The 16,188-nt window shown below is 61.1% G+C and carries 15 protein-coding genes; 12 read left to right on the top strand and 3 right to left on the bottom strand.

The genetic code is table 11. The features are described from left to right. Positions 1-140: 140 nt before the first annotated feature. Positions 141-1,517, bottom strand: coding sequence for a glutamine synthetase family protein (locus tag H7995_RS10030; RefSeq protein ID WP_166592341.1), 1,377 nt, complete (start codon positions 1,515-1,517; stop codon positions 141-143). A 281-nt stretch (positions 1,518-1,798) separates the two neighbouring features. Here H7995_RS10030 and H7995_RS10025 point away from each other — a divergent pair, with 281 nt between their 5' ends. From H7995_RS10025 to H7995_RS10005, 5 genes are all read left to right on the top strand, one after another. Then, a complete protein-coding gene (locus H7995_RS10025; protein WP_182344069.1) occupies positions 1,799-2,560 on the top strand; it encodes a gamma-glutamyl-gamma-aminobutyrate hydrolase family protein in 762 nt (253 codons plus the stop codon). Positions 2,561-2,796: 236 nt separating this feature from the next. Further along, complete coding sequence (gene potA, locus H7995_RS10020; RefSeq protein ID WP_166592339.1) at positions 2,797-3,939, top strand: polyamine ABC transporter ATP-binding protein; 1,143 nt, start codon at positions 2,797-2,799, stop codon at positions 3,937-3,939. A gap of 29 nt (positions 3,940-3,968) precedes the next feature. After that, complete coding sequence (locus H7995_RS10015) at positions 3,969-4,850, top strand: ABC transporter permease subunit (protein ID WP_166592366.1); 882 nt, start codon at positions 3,969-3,971, stop codon at positions 4,848-4,850. Next, positions 4,847-5,731: an ABC transporter permease subunit gene (locus H7995_RS10010; protein WP_182344067.1), complete on the top strand. Its 885-nt coding sequence runs from the start codon at positions 4,847-4,849 to the stop codon at positions 5,729-5,731. The genes H7995_RS10015 and H7995_RS10010 overlap by 4 nt, the downstream gene beginning before the upstream one ends. 88 nt (positions 5,732-5,819) lie before the next feature. Continuing rightward, positions 5,820-6,917: a polyamine ABC transporter substrate-binding protein gene (locus tag H7995_RS10005; protein WP_166592337.1), complete on the top strand. Its 1,098-nt coding sequence runs from the start codon at positions 5,820-5,822 to the stop codon at positions 6,915-6,917. A 149-nt stretch (positions 6,918-7,066) separates the two neighbouring features. On the opposite strand, the gene H7995_RS10000 is transcribed toward H7995_RS10005, so the two are convergent. Continuing rightward, a complete protein-coding gene (locus H7995_RS10000; protein WP_185818291.1) occupies positions 7,067-9,430 on the bottom strand; it encodes a DNA polymerase II in 2,364 nt (787 codons plus the stop codon). Positions 9,431-10,030: 600 nt separating this feature from the next. On the opposite strand from H7995_RS10000, the gene H7995_RS09995 reads away from it, so the two are divergent. From H7995_RS09995 to H7995_RS09970, 6 genes are all read left to right on the top strand, one after another. After that, entirely contained in the window at positions 10,031-10,360 is a 330-nt protein-coding gene (locus H7995_RS09995) for a hypothetical protein (RefSeq protein WP_166592335.1), read from the top strand. Positions 10,361-10,577: 217 nt separating this feature from the next. Continuing rightward, complete coding sequence (locus H7995_RS09990; protein ID WP_166592334.1) at positions 10,578-11,018, top strand: CBS domain-containing protein; 441 nt, start codon at positions 10,578-10,580, stop codon at positions 11,016-11,018. A 162-nt stretch (positions 11,019-11,180) separates the two neighbouring features. Beyond that, a complete protein-coding gene (locus H7995_RS09985) occupies positions 11,181-11,777 on the top strand; it encodes a paraquat-inducible protein A (protein ID WP_166592333.1) in 597 nt (198 codons plus the stop codon). After that, entirely contained in the window at positions 11,774-12,418 is a 645-nt protein-coding gene (locus tag H7995_RS09980) for a paraquat-inducible protein A (RefSeq protein ID WP_166592332.1), read from the top strand. The genes H7995_RS09985 and H7995_RS09980 overlap by 4 nt, the downstream gene beginning before the upstream one ends. Then, positions 12,399-14,054 (top strand): PqiB family protein, encoded by a 1,656-nt coding sequence (locus H7995_RS09975; RefSeq protein ID WP_166592331.1) that lies wholly within the window; start codon positions 12,399-12,401, stop codon positions 14,052-14,054. Before H7995_RS09980 ends, H7995_RS09975 begins: the two co-directional genes overlap by 20 nt. A gap of 16 nt (positions 14,055-14,070) precedes the next feature. Continuing rightward, positions 14,071-14,625, top strand: a complete 555-nt coding sequence (locus H7995_RS09970; RefSeq protein WP_185818290.1) for a PqiC family protein — start codon at positions 14,071-14,073, stop codon at positions 14,623-14,625. Positions 14,626-14,634: 9 nt separating this feature from the next. Here H7995_RS09970 and H7995_RS09965 read toward each other — a convergent pair whose 3' ends face one another. Then, positions 14,635-15,684, bottom strand: a complete 1,050-nt coding sequence (locus H7995_RS09965; protein WP_185818289.1) for a hypothetical protein — start codon at positions 15,682-15,684, stop codon at positions 14,635-14,637. Between the two features lie 133 nt (positions 15,685-15,817). On the opposite strand from H7995_RS09965, the gene H7995_RS09960 reads away from it, so the two are divergent. Beyond that, positions 15,818-16,171, top strand: a complete 354-nt coding sequence (locus H7995_RS09960; RefSeq protein ID WP_185818288.1) for a DUF2784 domain-containing protein — start codon at positions 15,818-15,820, stop codon at positions 16,169-16,171. The last annotated feature ends 17 nt before the right edge of the window (positions 16,172-16,188 follow it).

The raw sequence follows: 16,188 nt of genomic DNA, 5'->3' as shown, positions 1-16,188 counted from the left end.
TGTGACTCGACGCAGGGGAATAGGCTGTGATCGGACTGAATGCCAGTCTCTTGAGGATGTGCCATGCAATCCTTGTGGGAGCGGGCTCGCCCGCGATTGCGATATCGCGGGCAAGCCCGCTCCCACAGGCACACCAACCCTCAGACCGTATGCAGGTACCAGTTGTACTCAAGGTCGGAGATGGAGTTCTCGAACTCGGCCAGCTCGCTTTCCTTGCACGCCACGAACACGTCGATGTACAGCGGGTCGATGTACCTGGCCATGACTTCGCTGTCGTCCAGCTCACGCAGGGCATCGCGCAGGTTGTTCGGCAGGCTCTGCTCGTTCTGCTCGTAGCTGTTGCCTTCCACCGGCGCACCCGGCTCGATCTGGTTGGTCAGGCCGTGGTGAATACCGGCCAGCACCGAAGCCATCAGCAGGTACGGGTTGGCGTCGGCACCGGCCACCCGGTGTTCGATGCGCACGGCATCCGGCGAGCCGGTCGGCACGCGCACGGCCACGGTGCGGTTGTCGATGCCCCAGCTCGGCGAGTTCGGCACGTAGAACTGTGCGCCGAACCGGCGGTAGGAGTTGACGTTCGGGCAGAGGAAGGCCATCTGCGCGGGCAGGGTCTCCAGCACACCGCCGATGGCATGACGCAATGCGGCGTTCTGCTCGGGATCCTCGCTGGCGAAGATGTTGTTGCCGGCCTTGTCGAGGATCGAGATGTGCACGTGCAGACCGTTGCCGGCCTGGCCCGGATACGGCTTGGCCATGAAGGTGGTGTCCATCTCATGGTCGTAGGCGATGTTCTTCACCAGACGCTTGAGCAGGACGGCATAGTCGCAGGCCTTGATCGGGTCGGACACGTGATGCAGGTTGACTTCGAATTGCGCCGGGGCACTTTCCTTGACGATGGCATCAGCCGGGATGCCCTGCTCTTTCGCGCCTTCGAGGATGTCCTGCAGGCAGTCGACGTATTCGTCGAGGTCATCGATCAGGTAGACCTGGGTCGACACCGGGCGCTTGCCGGAAACCGGTGAACGTGGCGACTGCGGACGGCCGTTCACGTTGTCCTGGTCGATCAGGTAGAACTCCAGTTCAAACGCTGCGCAGATGGTCAGGCCGAGGTCGTCGAACTTGCGCACCACGTTGGCCAGCACTTCACGCGGGTCAGCGAAGAACGGCTGGCCTTCGATCTCGTGCATGGTCATTAACAGTTGCGCGGTTGGGCGCTTCTGCCATGGCTCGATGCTCAGGGTGCCGGGAATCGGGTAGCAGATGCGGTCGGCGTCGCCGATGTCCAGACCCAGGCCGGTGCTTTCCACCGTGGAACCATTGATGTCGAGGGCGAACAGCGAGGCCGGCAGGTTGATGCCTTTCTCGTAGACCTTATGAAGACTGGTGCGCTCGATGCGCTTGCCGCGCACCACACCGTTCATATCCGCAATCAGAAGGTCGACGTACAAAACCTCAGGATATTTCTTAAGGAATGCGTTTGCTTCGTTGAGTTGAACGGTACGCAGGGGGACCGACATGATGCACCTATTAGCTGTTAATTATTATGTTCACTGCACTTTCGCGACCTCAGTCAATCCGAAAGGCAAAGTGAAGTCAATAGCGGACAAATGGGCTTTTTTGTTGATTTTATTGGTCACCCGCGTTGGGCGAGACCGAACAAACACCCGCAAACCCACAGCCAATCTGAGTTCCAGCGACCTAGCCGTTTAGAATTATTTACATGAGAGTTGTTAAAAAAAATCAACGAGGCTAAGCTCTGGAAAAGCTCGTTCAAGTGTGAAACTTCGAGGTGATAAAAATGGCATTCAAGCCATTGATCGGCGTTACTGCGTGCGTCAAACAGATTGGCCCGCACCCCTACCACGTCAGCGGTGACAAGTACTTGCGTGCTGTCAGCGTCGCGGCACTGGGGCTGCCCGTGGTCATTCCTTCCCTGGGCAACCTGACTGAAATCGACGACCTGCTCGGTCAACTCGACGGTCTGTTGCTGACCGGCTCGCCGTCGAACGTGGAGCCTTTCCACTATCAGGGCCCGGCCAGCGCTCCCGGCACGGATCACGATCCGGCGCGGGACGCCACTACCCTTCCTCTATTGCGTGCAGCCATCGCGGCAGGCGTTCCGGTGCTCGGTATCTGCCGCGGCTTCCAGGAAATGAACGTCGCGTTTGGCGGCAGCCTGCACCAGAAGGTGCATGAGTTGCCGGGTATGCTCGATCACCGCGAAGCGGATCACCCGGACCTGGCGGTGCAGTACGCTCCGGCCCATGCGGTCAGCGTGCAGCCAGGCGGTGTATTCGCGGCGCTGGAGCTGCCCGGGACGTTCCAGGTCAACTCGATTCACAGCCAGGGCATCGACCGATTGGCGCCAGGCCTGCGTGCCGAGGCCATCGCGCCGGACGGTCTGATCGAGGCGGTCTCGGTGGAGCACAGCAAGGCTTTCGCCCTCGGCGTGCAATGGCACCCGGAATGGCAAGTGCTGGACAACCCTGCGTACCTGACGATTTTCCAGGCGTTCGGTGCCGCTTGCCGGCAACGGGCGGCGTTGCGTCACGCACGCTGAGCTGAACCACACCCCTTTATTTCTACCCCCGCGAGTCTGGCGGGCGTGCCTTCGCGCGCCCGTTTCTCGCGATAGCCACACACCGCAATAACAACAAGCACGACCAGGCAGCCAGGACGGCGGTGCCGAACAAGCCGAAGCGCCATGAGCACCTCCAGGTGGGACCTGGCGCTTGGCAATCAACTATTAAGTCAGGCCGTATTGGCCCGGCGACTGAAACCTGTTGGGAGTTTCACATGGCAAACGCCTCCAGCATTTACAGGAAGGCTCTTGAGGGTCATCAGCAACCGAAAAAGGTGCTGGTACGAGTCGATCGCGTCACCAAGAAGTTCGACGAAACCACGGCGGTGGACGATGTGTCCCTGGACATCCATCAAGGCGAAATCTTCGCCCTGCTCGGTGGCTCCGGGTCCGGCAAGTCGACCCTGCTGCGCATGCTCGCCGGATTCGAGCGCCCCACGGAAGGACGGATCCTGCTCGATGGCGTCGACATCACTGACATGCCGCCCTACGAGCGGCCGATCAACATGATGTTCCAGTCCTATGCCCTGTTCCCGCACATGACGGTGGCGCAGAACATCGCCTTTGGCCTCAAGCAGGACCGTTTGCCCACCAGCGAGATCGACGCCCGTGTCGCGGAGATGCTGCGCCTGGTGCACATGACTCAATACGCCAAGCGCAAGCCGCACCAACTGTCCGGTGGCCAGCGCCAGCGAGTCGCCCTGGCCCGCTCCCTGGCCAAGCGGCCCAAGCTGTTGCTGCTCGATGAGCCGATGGGCGCGCTGGATAAGAAACTGCGCTCGCAGATGCAGCTGGAACTGGTGGAAATCATCGAGCGCGTCGGCGTGACCTGCGTGATGGTGACGCACGATCAGGAAGAGGCCATGACCATGGCCGAACGCATCGCCATCATGCACCTGGGCTGGATCGCCCAGATCGGCAGCCCGGTGGACATCTACGAAGCCCCGGTGAGCCGCATGGTCTGCGAGTTCATCGGCAACGTGAACGCCTTCGACGGCACCGTGGTGGAAGACCTGGAAGGCCACGCGATCATTCACTGCCCGGACCTGGAGCAGCCGATCTACGTCGGCCATGGCGTCAGCACTTCGGTGCAGGACAAGTCGATCACCTACGCCATTCGCCCGGAAAAAATGCTGGTCAGCACCGATAAGCCCGAGGGCCGCTACAACTGGTCCCGGGGCAAGGTGCAGGACATTGCCTACCTCGGCGGGCACTCGGTGTTCTATGTCGAGCTGCCGGGCGGCAAGGTCGTCCAGTCGTTCATGGCCAACGCCGAGCGCCGCGGCGCCCGACCGACCTGGGACGATCAGGTCTACGTCTGGTGGGAAGACGACAGCGGCGTGGTACTGCGCGCATGAACACACTCACTCAGCAGTTCCAGCGGTTTCTGCCCAGTGGGCGCAAAGTAGTGATCGGCCTGCCGTTCCTGTGGCTGTTCCTGTTCTTCATGCTGCCGTTCTTCCTGGTAATGAAGATCAGTTTTTCCGAAGCCGCACTGGCCATTCCGCCGTACTCGGAGATCTACAGCTTCGCCGAGCAGAAGTTCGAACTGATGCTCAACCTGGGCAACTACACGATGCTCGCCGCCGATGAGCTGTATCTCTCGGCGTACCTGGGCTCGTTGAAAGTCGCCTTGCTCAGCACCCTGATGTGCCTGGTGCTGGGCTTCCCGATGGCCTACGCGATTTCCAAGGCCAACAAGGAAGCGCAGAACGTCCTGTTGTTGCTGATCATGATGCCGACCTGGACGGCAATCCTGATTCGCGTCTATGCGTGGATGGGCATTCTCAGCAACAACGGCCTGCTCAATGGCTTCCTGATGTGGACCGGCCTGACCTCGCACCCGATCGAGATCCTCAACACCAACACCGCGGTGTACATCGGCGTGGTCTACGCCTACCTGCCGTTCATGGTGCTGCCGCTGTACGCCAACCTGGTCAAGCATGACCAGAGCCTGCTGGAAGCGGCGTCCGACCTGGGTTCGAGCACCTTCAACAGTTTCTGGAAAATCACCGTACCGCTGGCCAAAAACGGCATCATCGCAGGCTGCATGCTGGTGTTCATTCCGGTGGTGGGCGAGTTCGTGATTCCGGAACTGCTCGGCGGCCCGGAAACCCTGATGATCGGTCGCGTGCTGTGGCAAGAGTTCTTCAACAACCGTGACTGGCCGGTGGCATCCGCCCTGGCGGTGGTGATGCTGGCGATCCTGATCGTGCCGATCATTCTGTTCAACCGCAGCCAGGCCAAAGAGATGGAGGGACGGGCATGAAGCGTTTCGGATTTTCCCGATTGATGCTGGTACTGGGCCTGTTGTTCATCTACCTGCCCATGCTGATTCTGGTGATTTACTCGTTCAACGCCTCCAAGCTGGTGACGGTCTGGGGCGGCTGGTCCGTGAAGTGGTACGTCGGCCTGCTGGACAACAGCCAACTGATGGGCTCGGTGCTGCGCTCCCTGGAAATCGCCTGCTACACCGCGATTGCCGCGGTAGCGCTGGGAACACTGGCGGCGTTCGTGCTGACCCGGGTCACCCGCTTCAAGGGTCGCACCCTGTTTGGCGGCCTGGTCACCGCGCCGCTGGTGATGCCGGAAGTGATCACCGGTCTGTCGTTGCTGCTGCTGTTCGTGGCCATGGCACAGATGATCGGCTGGCCGATGGAACGTGGCATCGTCACTATCTGGATCGCCCACACCACATTTTGTGCCGCTTATGTGGCAGTGGTAGTCTCCGCCCGCTTGCGCGAACTGGACCTGTCGATCGAAGAAGCGGCGATGGACCTGGGGGCGCGGCCGTTGAAGGTGTTCTTCCTGATCACCATCCCGATGATCGCGCCCTCGCTGGCGGCCGGCGGCATGATGTCGTTCGCCTTGTCGCTGGATGACCTGGTACTGGCCAGCTTCGTCTCGGGCCCGGGGTCGACGACCCTGCCGATGGAAGTGTTCTCGGCGGTGCGCCTGGGGGTCAAACCCGAGATCAATGCGGTGGCCAGCCTGATTCTGTTGGCGGTGTCGCTGGTGACCTTCCTGGTCTGGTACTTCAGCCGCAAGGCTGAAGCCAATCGCAAACGAGCGATCCAGGACGCCATGGACCAGACCGCCAGTGAATCCTGGCAGCCCGCCGCCAAGCCGATGGCCGGCGCTACGGCCTGATGCCCGCTGGCGAGTGAGCACGCTTGCTCGCCAGCGGTTTTACCCACGCTTTACGTCATTCGTATAAGAAGAAAATGGAGTTGTACCGATGAATATGTTTGGCAGGACTCTGCTGACACTGTCCTTATTGGGCGCGATCGCCACGGGCGCCCAGGCCAATGACAAGGTTCTGCGCGTCTACAACTGGTCCGACTATATCGCCCCGGACACCGTCAAGAAGTTCGAGGACGAGACGGGCATCCGCGTGACCTACGACGTCTTCGACAGCAACGAAACCCTTGAGGCACGCCTGCTGGCCGGTAAATCCGGGTACGACATCGTGGTGCCGTCCAACAGCTTCCTGGCCAAGCAGATCAAGGCCGGGGTGTACCAGGCGCTGGACAAGTCAAAACTGTCGAACTGGAAAAACCTCAACCCGGTGCTGCTCAAGAACGCCTCGGCCAGCGACCCGGACAATGGCCACGCCTTCCCCTACATGTGGGGATCGATCGGCATCGGCTTCAACCCGGACAAGGTGCGCGAAGTCCTCGGCGCCGACGCCCCGGTGAATTCCTGGGACCTGTTGTTCAAGCCCGAGAACGCGGCCAAGCTCAAGGCCTGCGGCATCAGCTTTCTCGATTCGCCCACGGAAATGCTCCCCGCCGCCCTGCACTACCTGGGCTACCCGGTGAACACCCAGGACAAGCAGCAGATCAGTGAGGCCGAAGCGCTGTTCATGAAGATTCGCCCGTCGGTGGCGTACTTCCATTCGTCCAAGTACATCTCTGACCTGGCCAACGGCAATATCTGCGTGGCGGTCGGTTACTCCGGCGACGTGCTGCAAGCCAAGGCTCGCGCCGAGGAAGCCGGGGGCAATGTCAAGGTCGACTACAGCATTCCCAAGGAAGGCGCCGGCAGTTTCTATGACATGGTCGCCATCCCCCGGGATGCGGCCAACGTCGACAATGCCTACCTGTTCATGAACTTCCTGATGCGCCCGGAGATCATGGCCGAGATCACCAACAGCGTCGGCTACAGCAACGCCAACGCGGCCGCGACTCCACTGGTGGACGAGGCGATTCGCAACGACCCGGGTTCGTATCCCTCGCAAGCGGTGATGGCGACCCTGTATGCCGTGCCGGACATGCCCATCGCCACGCAACGGATCATGACCCGCGGCTGGACCCGGGTAAAACTCGGCAAGTAAGTTTGCCGCGCCCGTCGGGGGCGCGGCGTGCAACACCGTTCAGGGAGCGGCGTACCAGCGCTGTTGCCACATGAACGGACTCACCGGGCTCCCTCGGTCACGGTGATTCAGGCGCCCCTAGGGGCGCTTTTTTACGCCCGCAGATTTGCCTAGAACAAGCCCAACTGTCCGCCAATCAGGGTGCTGAAGTCGTCATCGACAAACGGCAGGATCGCATCCGCCACCGGCTGCAGTTGGCGGCTGACGTAATGCTCGTAGTCGATCGGCGCGCTGCGGGTTTCCAGGGGTTCGGGACCGGCGACGGTGATCAGGTAGCTGATCCAGCCACCGCGCTGGTACTGGCGTGGTCGACCTTGCTGAGCGTTGTACTCGTCGGCGATGCGCGCCGCCCGCACATGGGGCGGCACGTTGCGCTCGTAGTCGTCCAGGGGCCGACGCAGGCGCTTGCGGTAGATCAGCAATTGATCCTGCTCGCCAGCGACGGTGGCGCGGACGAACTCGCGCACGTAGTCCTGATAGGGCCGGCGGTGGAAAATGCGTGAGTAGAGTTCCTGCTGGAACTGTCGGGCCAGCGGCGACCAGTCGGTGCGCACCGTCTCCAGGCCTTTGTAGACCATTTGCTCGCTGCCGTCGGCATGCATCACCAACCCGGCGTAGCGCTTCTTGCTGCCCTCCTCGGCCCCTCGGATGGTCGGCATCAGGAAGCGTCGGAAATGGGTTTCGTATTGCAACTCCAGCACACTGTGCAAGCCGAACTCAGTCAGCAGGTGTTCGCGCCACCACTGGTTGACGTGGGCCACCAGGGCATGACCGATCTGCGCCGCTTCTTCCTGGCCGTGGGCCCGGCGCAACCAGACGAATGTGGAGTCGGTGTCGCCATAGATCACCGTATGGCCCTGGGCTTCGATCAGTTGCCGGGTGCGCTGCATGATCTCGTGCCCACGCAGGGTGATCGAGGAGGCCAGGCGGGTGTCGAAGAAACGGCAGCCGCTGGAGCCCAGCACGCCGTAGAAGGCGTTCATGATGATCTTCAGCGCCTGGGACAGCGGCGCGTTGTGTTCGCGCTTGGCCACTTCCCGGCCTTCGGAAACGCGAGCGACGATGGCCGGCAGGCAATGCCGGGTCCGCGAGAAACGCGTCCCCCGAAAGCCCGGCACCGACTCACTGTCGTCGGGATGGCGCAGGCCCTCGATCAGGCCCACGGGGTCGATCAGGAAGGTGCGGATGATCGAGGGGTACAGGCTCTTGTAGTCAAGCACCAGCACCGACTCGTACAGGCCCGGCTGCGAATCCATGACAAATCCGCCGGGGCTGGCCTGGGGTGGGCGCTCGCCCTGGTTCGGCGCCACAAAGCCCTGGCGATGCATCAGTGGCATGTACAGGTGGGTGAAGGCCGCCACCGAGCCGCCACTGCGGTCGGCGGGGAGCCCGGTGACACTGGCGCGCTCCAGCAGGAAGGTCAGCAGTTCGGTCTTGTCGAAGATGCGCGTCACCAGCTCGCAGTCCTTGAGGTTGTAGCGTGCCAAGGCCGGCTTGTCCTCGGCGAACATGCGGTTGATTTCGTCCATGCGCTGGTAGGGGTTGTCGATGGACTTGCCTTCACCGAGCAGGGTCTGCGCGACGTTCTCCAGGCTGAACGAGGGGAAACTCCAGGTCGCCGAACGCAGCGACTCGATGCCGTCGATGATCAACCGACCCGCCGCCGCGGCAAAATAGTGATTGTTGCCCGAGCCGTGTTCACGCCACTGCATCTCCTCGCCGCCACGCCCCAGGCGCAAGGGCACCGCCAGGCGCCGGGCATGCTCGTGCAGCACCCGCAGGTCGAACTGCACCAGGTTCCAGCCGATGATCGCGTCAGGGTCGTGCTGGGCGAACCACTGGTTGAGTTTCTTCAACAGCGTGGCCCGCGAGTCGCAGTACTCCAGGTCGAAGTCGAGGGTGCCAGGATCGCCGTTGGGGGCGCCGAGCATGTAGACCTGGCGCTGCCCGCAACCTTCAAGGGCAATCGAGTACAACTCGGCTTGCTCGGTGGTCTCGATGTCCAGTGACACCAACTTCAGTCGCGGACGGTAATCCGGCGCCGGTTTGAGGTGGGTTTCGAGCAACAGGTCGCCCTCGCCGGCCGCGCCGCTGAACGACACGGGGGCGGTGATGAAACGCTCCATCAGGTAACGCTCCGGCGGCCGGATATCCGCTTCGAAGACTTCGACCCCGGCCCGGCGCAGCACCGACTCCAGGTGCATCAACTGGCGATGTTGCGGGCAGTACAGGCCGAACACCGGGCGGTGCTGGAAGTCCTGCAACCCCAGAGGCCGCAGTTCCACACCCGGTTCGCCGCGCACCAGTTGCTGGGTGCGTTCACGGTACAGCTCGGGGATAAACGCCACTGAGGTCTGCACGGGCAGGCGCACCTGGCGCGGCCCGGCATCGGTCGCCAGCCAGAACTCCACGTGGGTGCCGGTCGGGGTGTCGCGCCAATGCCGGGTCAGGACAAAGCCCTGCTGTAAATCCACCGCAACAACCTCGAAGATGATTGGTCCTCGATTCTACGCGTCATTGCGGCTTCACGTGATCTTTGCATGAGTGACGCAAGGGATTGTAGGACAAGGTTAAATCCCTCCTCGCAGGCCTCGAAATTATTTTTGTAGTGAATGAAATATTTCACTACAAAACCGTTGACGAGGCGTTTTTCCCCTTGCATGATGCAGACACCTCCCCGATCGGGAGTACAGGCAAAAGTGTTGTGAAAAGGCTCGACTGACCGCCGAGCTGTTCCCGGATGTGTACTGCCCACAAGGCAGATTGATGAAGCTGACCTGGCATGTGCGTCCACTACACGGACGAGAAACGCCGGCGATCAATCCTCAAGATGCTTGTGGCCGAGTGAGTGGTATCGGTAGCAACTTCCAGGCAATCGTCGTTTCTCCCCCGCTGTGCCGCAAGTGCGTAGCAGTTTCTCGGCAAGACTACATGCATCCTGCTCAAGGCCCTGCCGATATTCGGCAGACAACCACTGTCGCCCTGGTTTCGGTACCAGATATCCACTTACCGAAGTAGAGAAGTGCATTAGCGAATCAACTAGACAGATCAAACATTGGTCAAGGGGCTTTAACATGAATCTGAACAATCAACCGACTATTGATGAACTGGCTCGTATGTTCGCAGCGCATAAAGACAGCCACGACAGCCATATCCTGTGGATTGCCAAATCTGGCCAGGTGCATATTGATTGCCTGTCGCCCCACGCCCATGAAGACGAGTTCGAGAAGAACAACCATGACTTGCGTGCCCGACTGAAGATGTACCGTCGCGGCCAGGGTTATGTCGGCAAGAAAGCCGCGGCCGACAAAGACTTTGTCGGTCGCGTTCTGGCCACACTGACCCAGGAGTGGCAGCAGCTGCAGGCCGAACCTGAAGTGTGTGTCATCGACCGCTACTGCTGAGTTGTTCTGCACAGCCGCTGATGACGTTGACACGTTGTCAGCGGCTTTTTTGTCGCTGCTTTTCACCAGCCAGGCCTGATGCCGCGCCTCGATGACGCAGACAGAGCAGGTAAATGCCGCTTTGCCTACTTGCTCCAGAGGCTGGCGTCTATGATTCTGTAAGGGTGTTCGGGCGCAAAGCGCCTGCCAACCATTTCCACCTCGCAGAGGCTCCCCCATGAAGACAGTCGCGCAACTGCTCAAGCTCAAGGCCCAGCAGAACCAGCAGGTCCATACCATCAATTCCCATCAGATGGTGCTGGAAGCGCTGATGGTGATGGCGGCGAAAAACGTCGGCGCCCTACCCGTGCTCCAGGACGGCAATATTGTCGGGGTAATCAGTGAGCGGGACTATGCGCGCAAGTTGGTGCTCAAGGGACGATCCTCGGTCGGCACTCCGGTCAGTGAGATCATGAACTCGCCGGTGATCACCGTGGACTCCCACCAAAGCGTGCAGACCTGCATGAACATCATGACCGACAAGCACCTGCGCCACTTGCCGGTGGTCGAAGGTGGCCAGTTGCTGGGGTTGCTGTCCATCGGCGACCTGGTCAAGGAAGCCATTGCCGAGCAGGCCGAGCTGATCCAGCAGTTGGAACAGTACATTCGCGGCGAATAACTCCCCCCTTCTCTATTGACTGCACGCCCTCCTGGCGAGGGCGCGCAGTTTTTCGTTTCGGCCAGGTACCAGCCTCAGCAAACTTTATATTTGCTCTATGGCGAGGCACTTCTATATTCATTTAACGCCCCTGAAGCTTCTGCCTCCCCTTGAGTGCTAACCATGGCCAGGACTGACACACTGATCATCTGTGAGCACTGCGATGGCGTGTATGAAAAAGTCACGCTCGCCAAACACCAGACCGCCCTGTGCCAGCGCTGTGGCGGTGTGCTGCAGCGCTACAACGGCCTGTCGGTGCAACAGCGCCTGGCGCTGACCCTGACAGCCGCGGTGCTGTGGGTGTTCGCCAATTTCTATCCGGTGATGAGCATCAGCCTGCAGGGCCTGAAGAACAGCGCCACGCTCTGGGACTCGGTGGTGGCCCTGAGTGATGGCCCGATTACGTTCGTCGCCCTGGTGGCCGCCATCTCCATCATCATTGCTCCGGTGTTCCAGCTGTTGCTGTTGATTTGGGTCTTGAGTTTTGCCCTGGCGTCCCGGCGCTCGCCGGCCTTCAAGCTGTGCATGCGCTGGCTGGAAACCCTGCGCCCCTGGAGCATGCTCGAGGTCTGCCTGCTGGGAGCCATGGTGGCCGTGTTCAAACTCGCCGGCCTGCTGGATGTGGTGCCAGGCCTGGGCCTGTTTGCCCTGGCCCTGCTGAGCCTGCTGTTGATCCGCATCGCCGGGCGCGATGTGCGTGAGCTGTGGGACATCCTATGAACACTCTGCCCGAGGCACGCGACCTCAATCTGTGCCTGTGCCACAGCTGTGGCCTGGCTTGCGACATGAGCAACGAACCCCATACGTGTGAGCGCTGTGACGCACCGCTGCACCGACGCAAAACCAACTCCCTGACCCGCACGTGGGCCTATCTGCTGGCAGCCCTGGTGTTCTACATCCCGGCCAACCTGCTGCCAGTGATGAACACCAGCATGTTCGGCAGCGGTGCCGACAGCACCATCATCGGCGGGGTGCTGGAGTTCTGGGAACACGGGGCCTGGGACATCGCATTGATTATTTTCATCGCCAGTATCGCCGTCCCGGGGGTCAAGTTTGTTGCCCTCAGCCTGCTCCTGGTGACGGCACAGCGTGGCAGCCTCTGGGCGCGCAAAGAACGCTCGCAGCTGTACCGCTTCGTCGAGCTGATCGGTTACTGGTCCATGCTCGACGTGATCGTCGTGGCACTGGTGGCCGCACTGGTGAAATTCCAGGCGCTGGGGGATATCGAGCCACGGGCGGGCATTCTGTTCTTTGGCATGGTGGTGGTGCTCACCATGCTGTCAGCCATGAGCTTCGACCCGCGCCTGATCTGGGACAACCGACAAACCGAGGAGGTCATGGATGCAATCGCGAGCCACTGAGGGGCAACAAACGCCCGGCACAGCCAACATCAAGACCCGACGTTGGAGCGTTTCGCTGGTGTGGATCGTGCCGATCGTGGCCGTGCTGGTGGGGATTTCCCTGGTGATCCACAACGTGATGCAACAAGGGCCGGTGATCGTTCTCAACTTCAAGACCGGACAAGGACTGACCGCCAACAAGACCGAGGTCAAATACCGCAATGTGGTGATTGGCCATGTCTCTGAGGTCGAGCTCAGTGCCGACCAGAAGAGCGTCAATGCCACGGTGAAACTGGCCAAGCAGGCCGAGTCCTTCACCCGCAAGGACTCGAAGTTCTGGGTGGTGCGCCCGCGCATTGGCGCCGGCGGGGTATCGGGTATCGACACCCTGCTGTCCGGCGACTTTATCGGTGCCGACGCCGGCCAGTCGAATGATCGCGCCAAGACCTTTATCGGCCTCGAAGCACCGCCCCCCATCACCTATGGCGAGCCTGGCAAGCGCTTCATGCTGCGCACCCAGGACCTTGGCTCGCTGGATATTGGCTCGCCGGTCTACTACCGCAAGATTCCCGTGGGCCAGGTGGTGTCCTATGCCCTGGACGCCGATGGCAAAGGGGTGAACATCGAGGTGTTCGTCACCTCGCCGAACGATGTCTATGTCACCAATAACACCCGCTTCTGGAACGCCAGTGGCATCGATGTCGAAGTGGGCGCCAATGGTTTCGCGGTCAAGACTGAGTCGCTGTCCGCGCTGTTGTTGGGGGGTATTACCTTCCGCGCGCCCGACTACAGCCCCGACGACAAGCCGGCCGCCGAAGACACCCGCTACGAGCTGTTCGAAGACCAGAAAACCGCACTCGCTCCGCCCAACGGCAAGCCGCAATTCCTCGCCCTGCGCTTCGATCAGGCCTTGCGGGGGCTGAAGGTCGACGCGCCCGTTGAGTTCCAGGGTCTGGAAATTGGCAAGGTGGTGGCCGTCAACCTGGATTTCGATGAGAAGACCCGCAGCTTCCCGATCAATGTCGGCATCGTCATCTATCCGCAACGCCTGGGCCGTGCGCACCTGAAAATGCTCGCGGCACTCAAGCATGATCCCAATGACGAACAGGCCGGGATCCGGCTCATGGGCACCTTCGTCGAGAACGGCCTGCGCGCCCAGGCCCGTAGCGGCAACCTGCTGACCGGACAGCTGTACATCGCCCTGGAGTTCTTCCCGAAAGCGCCAAAAGTCACCTTCGATGACAATGCACGTCCAGTCATGATCCCGACCGTGCCCGCCAGTCTTGAACAGTTACAGGAACAATTGCAGTCCATGATGGAGAAGATCAACAGACTGCCGATCGAGCGTATTGCCAATAACCTGGACGCCAACCTGACGGAGGTGCGCAAAGGCATCAAGCAGTTCAACGGCCGGACCCTGCCAGGGGTGCAGGACACCTTGCAAGAGGTGAGCAAAACCCTGCAGTCGGCCAACTCGACCCTTGCCGAAGACTCGCCGCAACGTGAGCAACTGACCCAGACCCTGGATGAATTGGGACGTATGTCACGCTCGCTGCGTGAATTGTCCGACTACTTGAGCAGAAATCCGGAATCCTTGCTACGTGGCCGTCCAAAAGACGCCCCGGCGCAAAATCTGCAACCGTCTTCGAGCCGCTGACCACAGGAGCAGGTCCATGTCTTTGTCGTTGAGAGTGTCGTTGCTCAGTGCGCTGTTGCTGCTGGCGGCGTGCCGCAGTGACCCGATTCATTACCACACGCTGCTCCCGGCACAACCAGCTCCGGGTGCCCATGGGGCAGCGAGCATCCAATTCGAGCAGATCAGCGTGCCGCCCCAGGTCGACCGCCCGCAAATGGTGATTCGCCAGGGCGGCAGCGGCCTGGCGATCCTGGAGACTGAGTGGTGGGGGGCGACCCTGGTGGATGAGTTGCGCAATGCCCTGGTCGACCAGCTTTCCGGCCCCGTTGCTGAGCGCAGGCTGTCCTTGCGCCTGGACGTGCAGCGCTTCGATTCAGTCCCCGGGCAGTACGCGCTGATCGATGCGCAATGGCGCCTGCGCATCACCGAGGAGGAAAACAGCAAGGCCTTCCTGAGTTGCCGTACCACCGTGCAGACACCTTCGGGCGCGAGTATCGACGATCTGGTGGTCGCCCATCAGAACAATGTGAAACGCCTGGCCGCAGCCATCAGCCAGGCGGCCACTACGACTCGCTGCCCCACCTCCCCATGAGCAGCCGGCTCATGGGACTGCGCTACCGGGGGTGTCAGGGCTGAACACTTCACCCTGTTTGGGCGATACCAACGGGCCTGCTCTCAGGCCACCTTCGATTTGCCGGGAGATGTAGTTGACCCCGGCCATCACCCCGTTGGTCTCGTTTTCCATCAGGCCCAGCCATGCCTTGTCAAAAGCGGCATTCAGGCTTCTGCGCATTTGCGCTTGCGCCTCGGGCCGGTCGCTTTCATTGGACATGGCACCGATGCCCAGCGAAACCACCGATATCACCGCACCAGCGACCCGGCCGACGGCTGCCGCTACCGCACTGGCGACGCTGCGCGAGGCAATCTGCGCCTCGAGCCGCTCACTGGCGCGCTTGGCCACTGACGAGATCCCGGCGTCCGACAACCCGGCCCCTGCCCCACTGTTGGAACCGCGCACCTGCTCGATCAGGGCCAAATAAGCCGGCAGGTGGTTGACCGGCTCGGCGTGGACGATCTGATACAACGAAGCATTGCGCGCCGGTGGCGGTGCCAGGGTGATGGCGGGAATCCGGTTGAGGCGCTTGTCGAATTGATCCTGGGGCACGGCGTAATGCTCCTGGATCTCCCCAAGATGGGCACTGAGCATCTGCAGGTACAGGGTGACGGCGTCGCCCATGATCACGTTAGGGTCAGTGACCTTGGCCACCGGATCGAGCACGCGTTCGTGGTACTGCTCCTGCAGGTAGAGGGCCAAGCGGTTGACCACCGAATCCTTCTCATTCTTGGCGCTGAGCTTGTACCAGCCCACCTTCATGCCCAGCCATTGCTGGGTCCAGTAGCCGGTAAACCAGGGAATGAAGTCGCTCTCGGTGCGCCGGAACACCTGCTCACGCCACCGTTCCATAGCTTTGCGCGTGTACTGGCGGACCGTTTCTCTGGAGGACAATGAGGCGGTTTCGATGTCTTTATCGATCTGCTGCCAGGTCGCGTCCGTGATTACTACCTGCACCGTCGGCCCGACGCGACCCGCAGTCGAGCATCCAGCCAGCAATATGACCAGTAGGGCAAGAAACAGGACACGTCGACTCAAGATCGCAGTCCCCCCGCAGATGACACGACAGCCGTAGCCACGCATCAATGCGAATCGAACGCCTGGCATTTTGGGTCACGGTACGGTGAGTATAGGTGGTGAAGGACCTGCTCAATCAACGACAGGAGGCACCATGCTCTATCGACTGACGGCTGACGGGCTGTTGCTCGTGCATTTGCTGTTCATTCTATTCGTGCTGTTCGGCGCCCTGCCCGCGTTCAAATGGCGTCCGGTGATCTGGTGGCACCTGCCAGCGGTACTGTGGGGGACGCTGGTTGAAGTCTGCCACTGGAACTGTCCCCTGACCCGCTGGGAGAACCTCATGCGCCGCAGTGCGGGCCAGGCCGGGTATGAGGAGAGCTTCATCGAACATTACCTGTGGCCCCTGATCTACCCCAGCGGGCTGACTCCGACCATCCAGCTGGGCCTCGGTGGCTTGGTGGTGCTGATCAATGGGCTGATCTACCTGCGCCTGGCCAGGCGCTGAGTTCTTTTGGGGGACAA

The sequence above is a fragment of the Pseudomonas kielensis genome (genome assembly GCF_014236655.1).
Classification (GTDB): domain Bacteria; phylum Pseudomonadota; class Gammaproteobacteria; order Pseudomonadales; family Pseudomonadaceae; genus Aquipseudomonas; species Aquipseudomonas kielensis.
The sequence above is the reverse complement of the archived record's forward strand: the minus strand, read 5'-3'. Positions and strand labels throughout refer to the sequence as shown.

Bases quoted from the DNA above. Each gene is read 5' to 3' on its own strand.
- H7995_RS09990 (WP_166592334.1), top strand. From the start codon at position 10,578: ATGAAGACAGTCGCGCAACTGCTCAAGCTCAAGGCCCAGCAGAACCAG.
- H7995_RS09975 (WP_166592331.1), top strand. From the start codon at position 12,399: ATGCAATCGCGAGCCACTGAGGGGCAACAAACGCCCGGCACAGCCAAC.
- H7995_RS09995 (WP_166592335.1), top strand. From the start codon at position 10,031: ATGAATCTGAACAATCAACCGACTATTGATGAACTGGCTCGTATGTTC.
- H7995_RS09960 (WP_185818288.1), top strand. From the start codon at position 15,818: ATGCTCTATCGACTGACGGCTGACGGGCTGTTGCTCGTGCATTTGCTG.
- H7995_RS10025 (WP_182344069.1), top strand. From the start codon at position 1,799: ATGGCATTCAAGCCATTGATCGGCGTTACTGCGTGCGTCAAACAGATT.
- H7995_RS09970 (WP_185818290.1), top strand. From the start codon at position 14,071: ATGTCTTTGTCGTTGAGAGTGTCGTTGCTCAGTGCGCTGTTGCTGCTG.
- potA (WP_166592339.1), top strand. From the start codon at position 2,797: ATGGCAAACGCCTCCAGCATTTACAGGAAGGCTCTTGAGGGTCATCAG.
- H7995_RS10010 (WP_182344067.1), top strand. From the start codon at position 4,847: ATGAAGCGTTTCGGATTTTCCCGATTGATGCTGGTACTGGGCCTGTTG.
- H7995_RS09980 (WP_166592332.1), top strand. From the start codon at position 11,774: ATGAACACTCTGCCCGAGGCACGCGACCTCAATCTGTGCCTGTGCCAC.
- H7995_RS09985 (WP_166592333.1), top strand. From the start codon at position 11,181: ATGGCCAGGACTGACACACTGATCATCTGTGAGCACTGCGATGGCGTG.
- H7995_RS10005 (WP_166592337.1), top strand. From the start codon at position 5,820: ATGAATATGTTTGGCAGGACTCTGCTGACACTGTCCTTATTGGGCGCG.
- H7995_RS10030 (WP_166592341.1), bottom strand. From the start codon at position 1,517: ATGTCGGTCCCCCTGCGTACCGTTCAACTCAACGAAGCAAACGCATTC.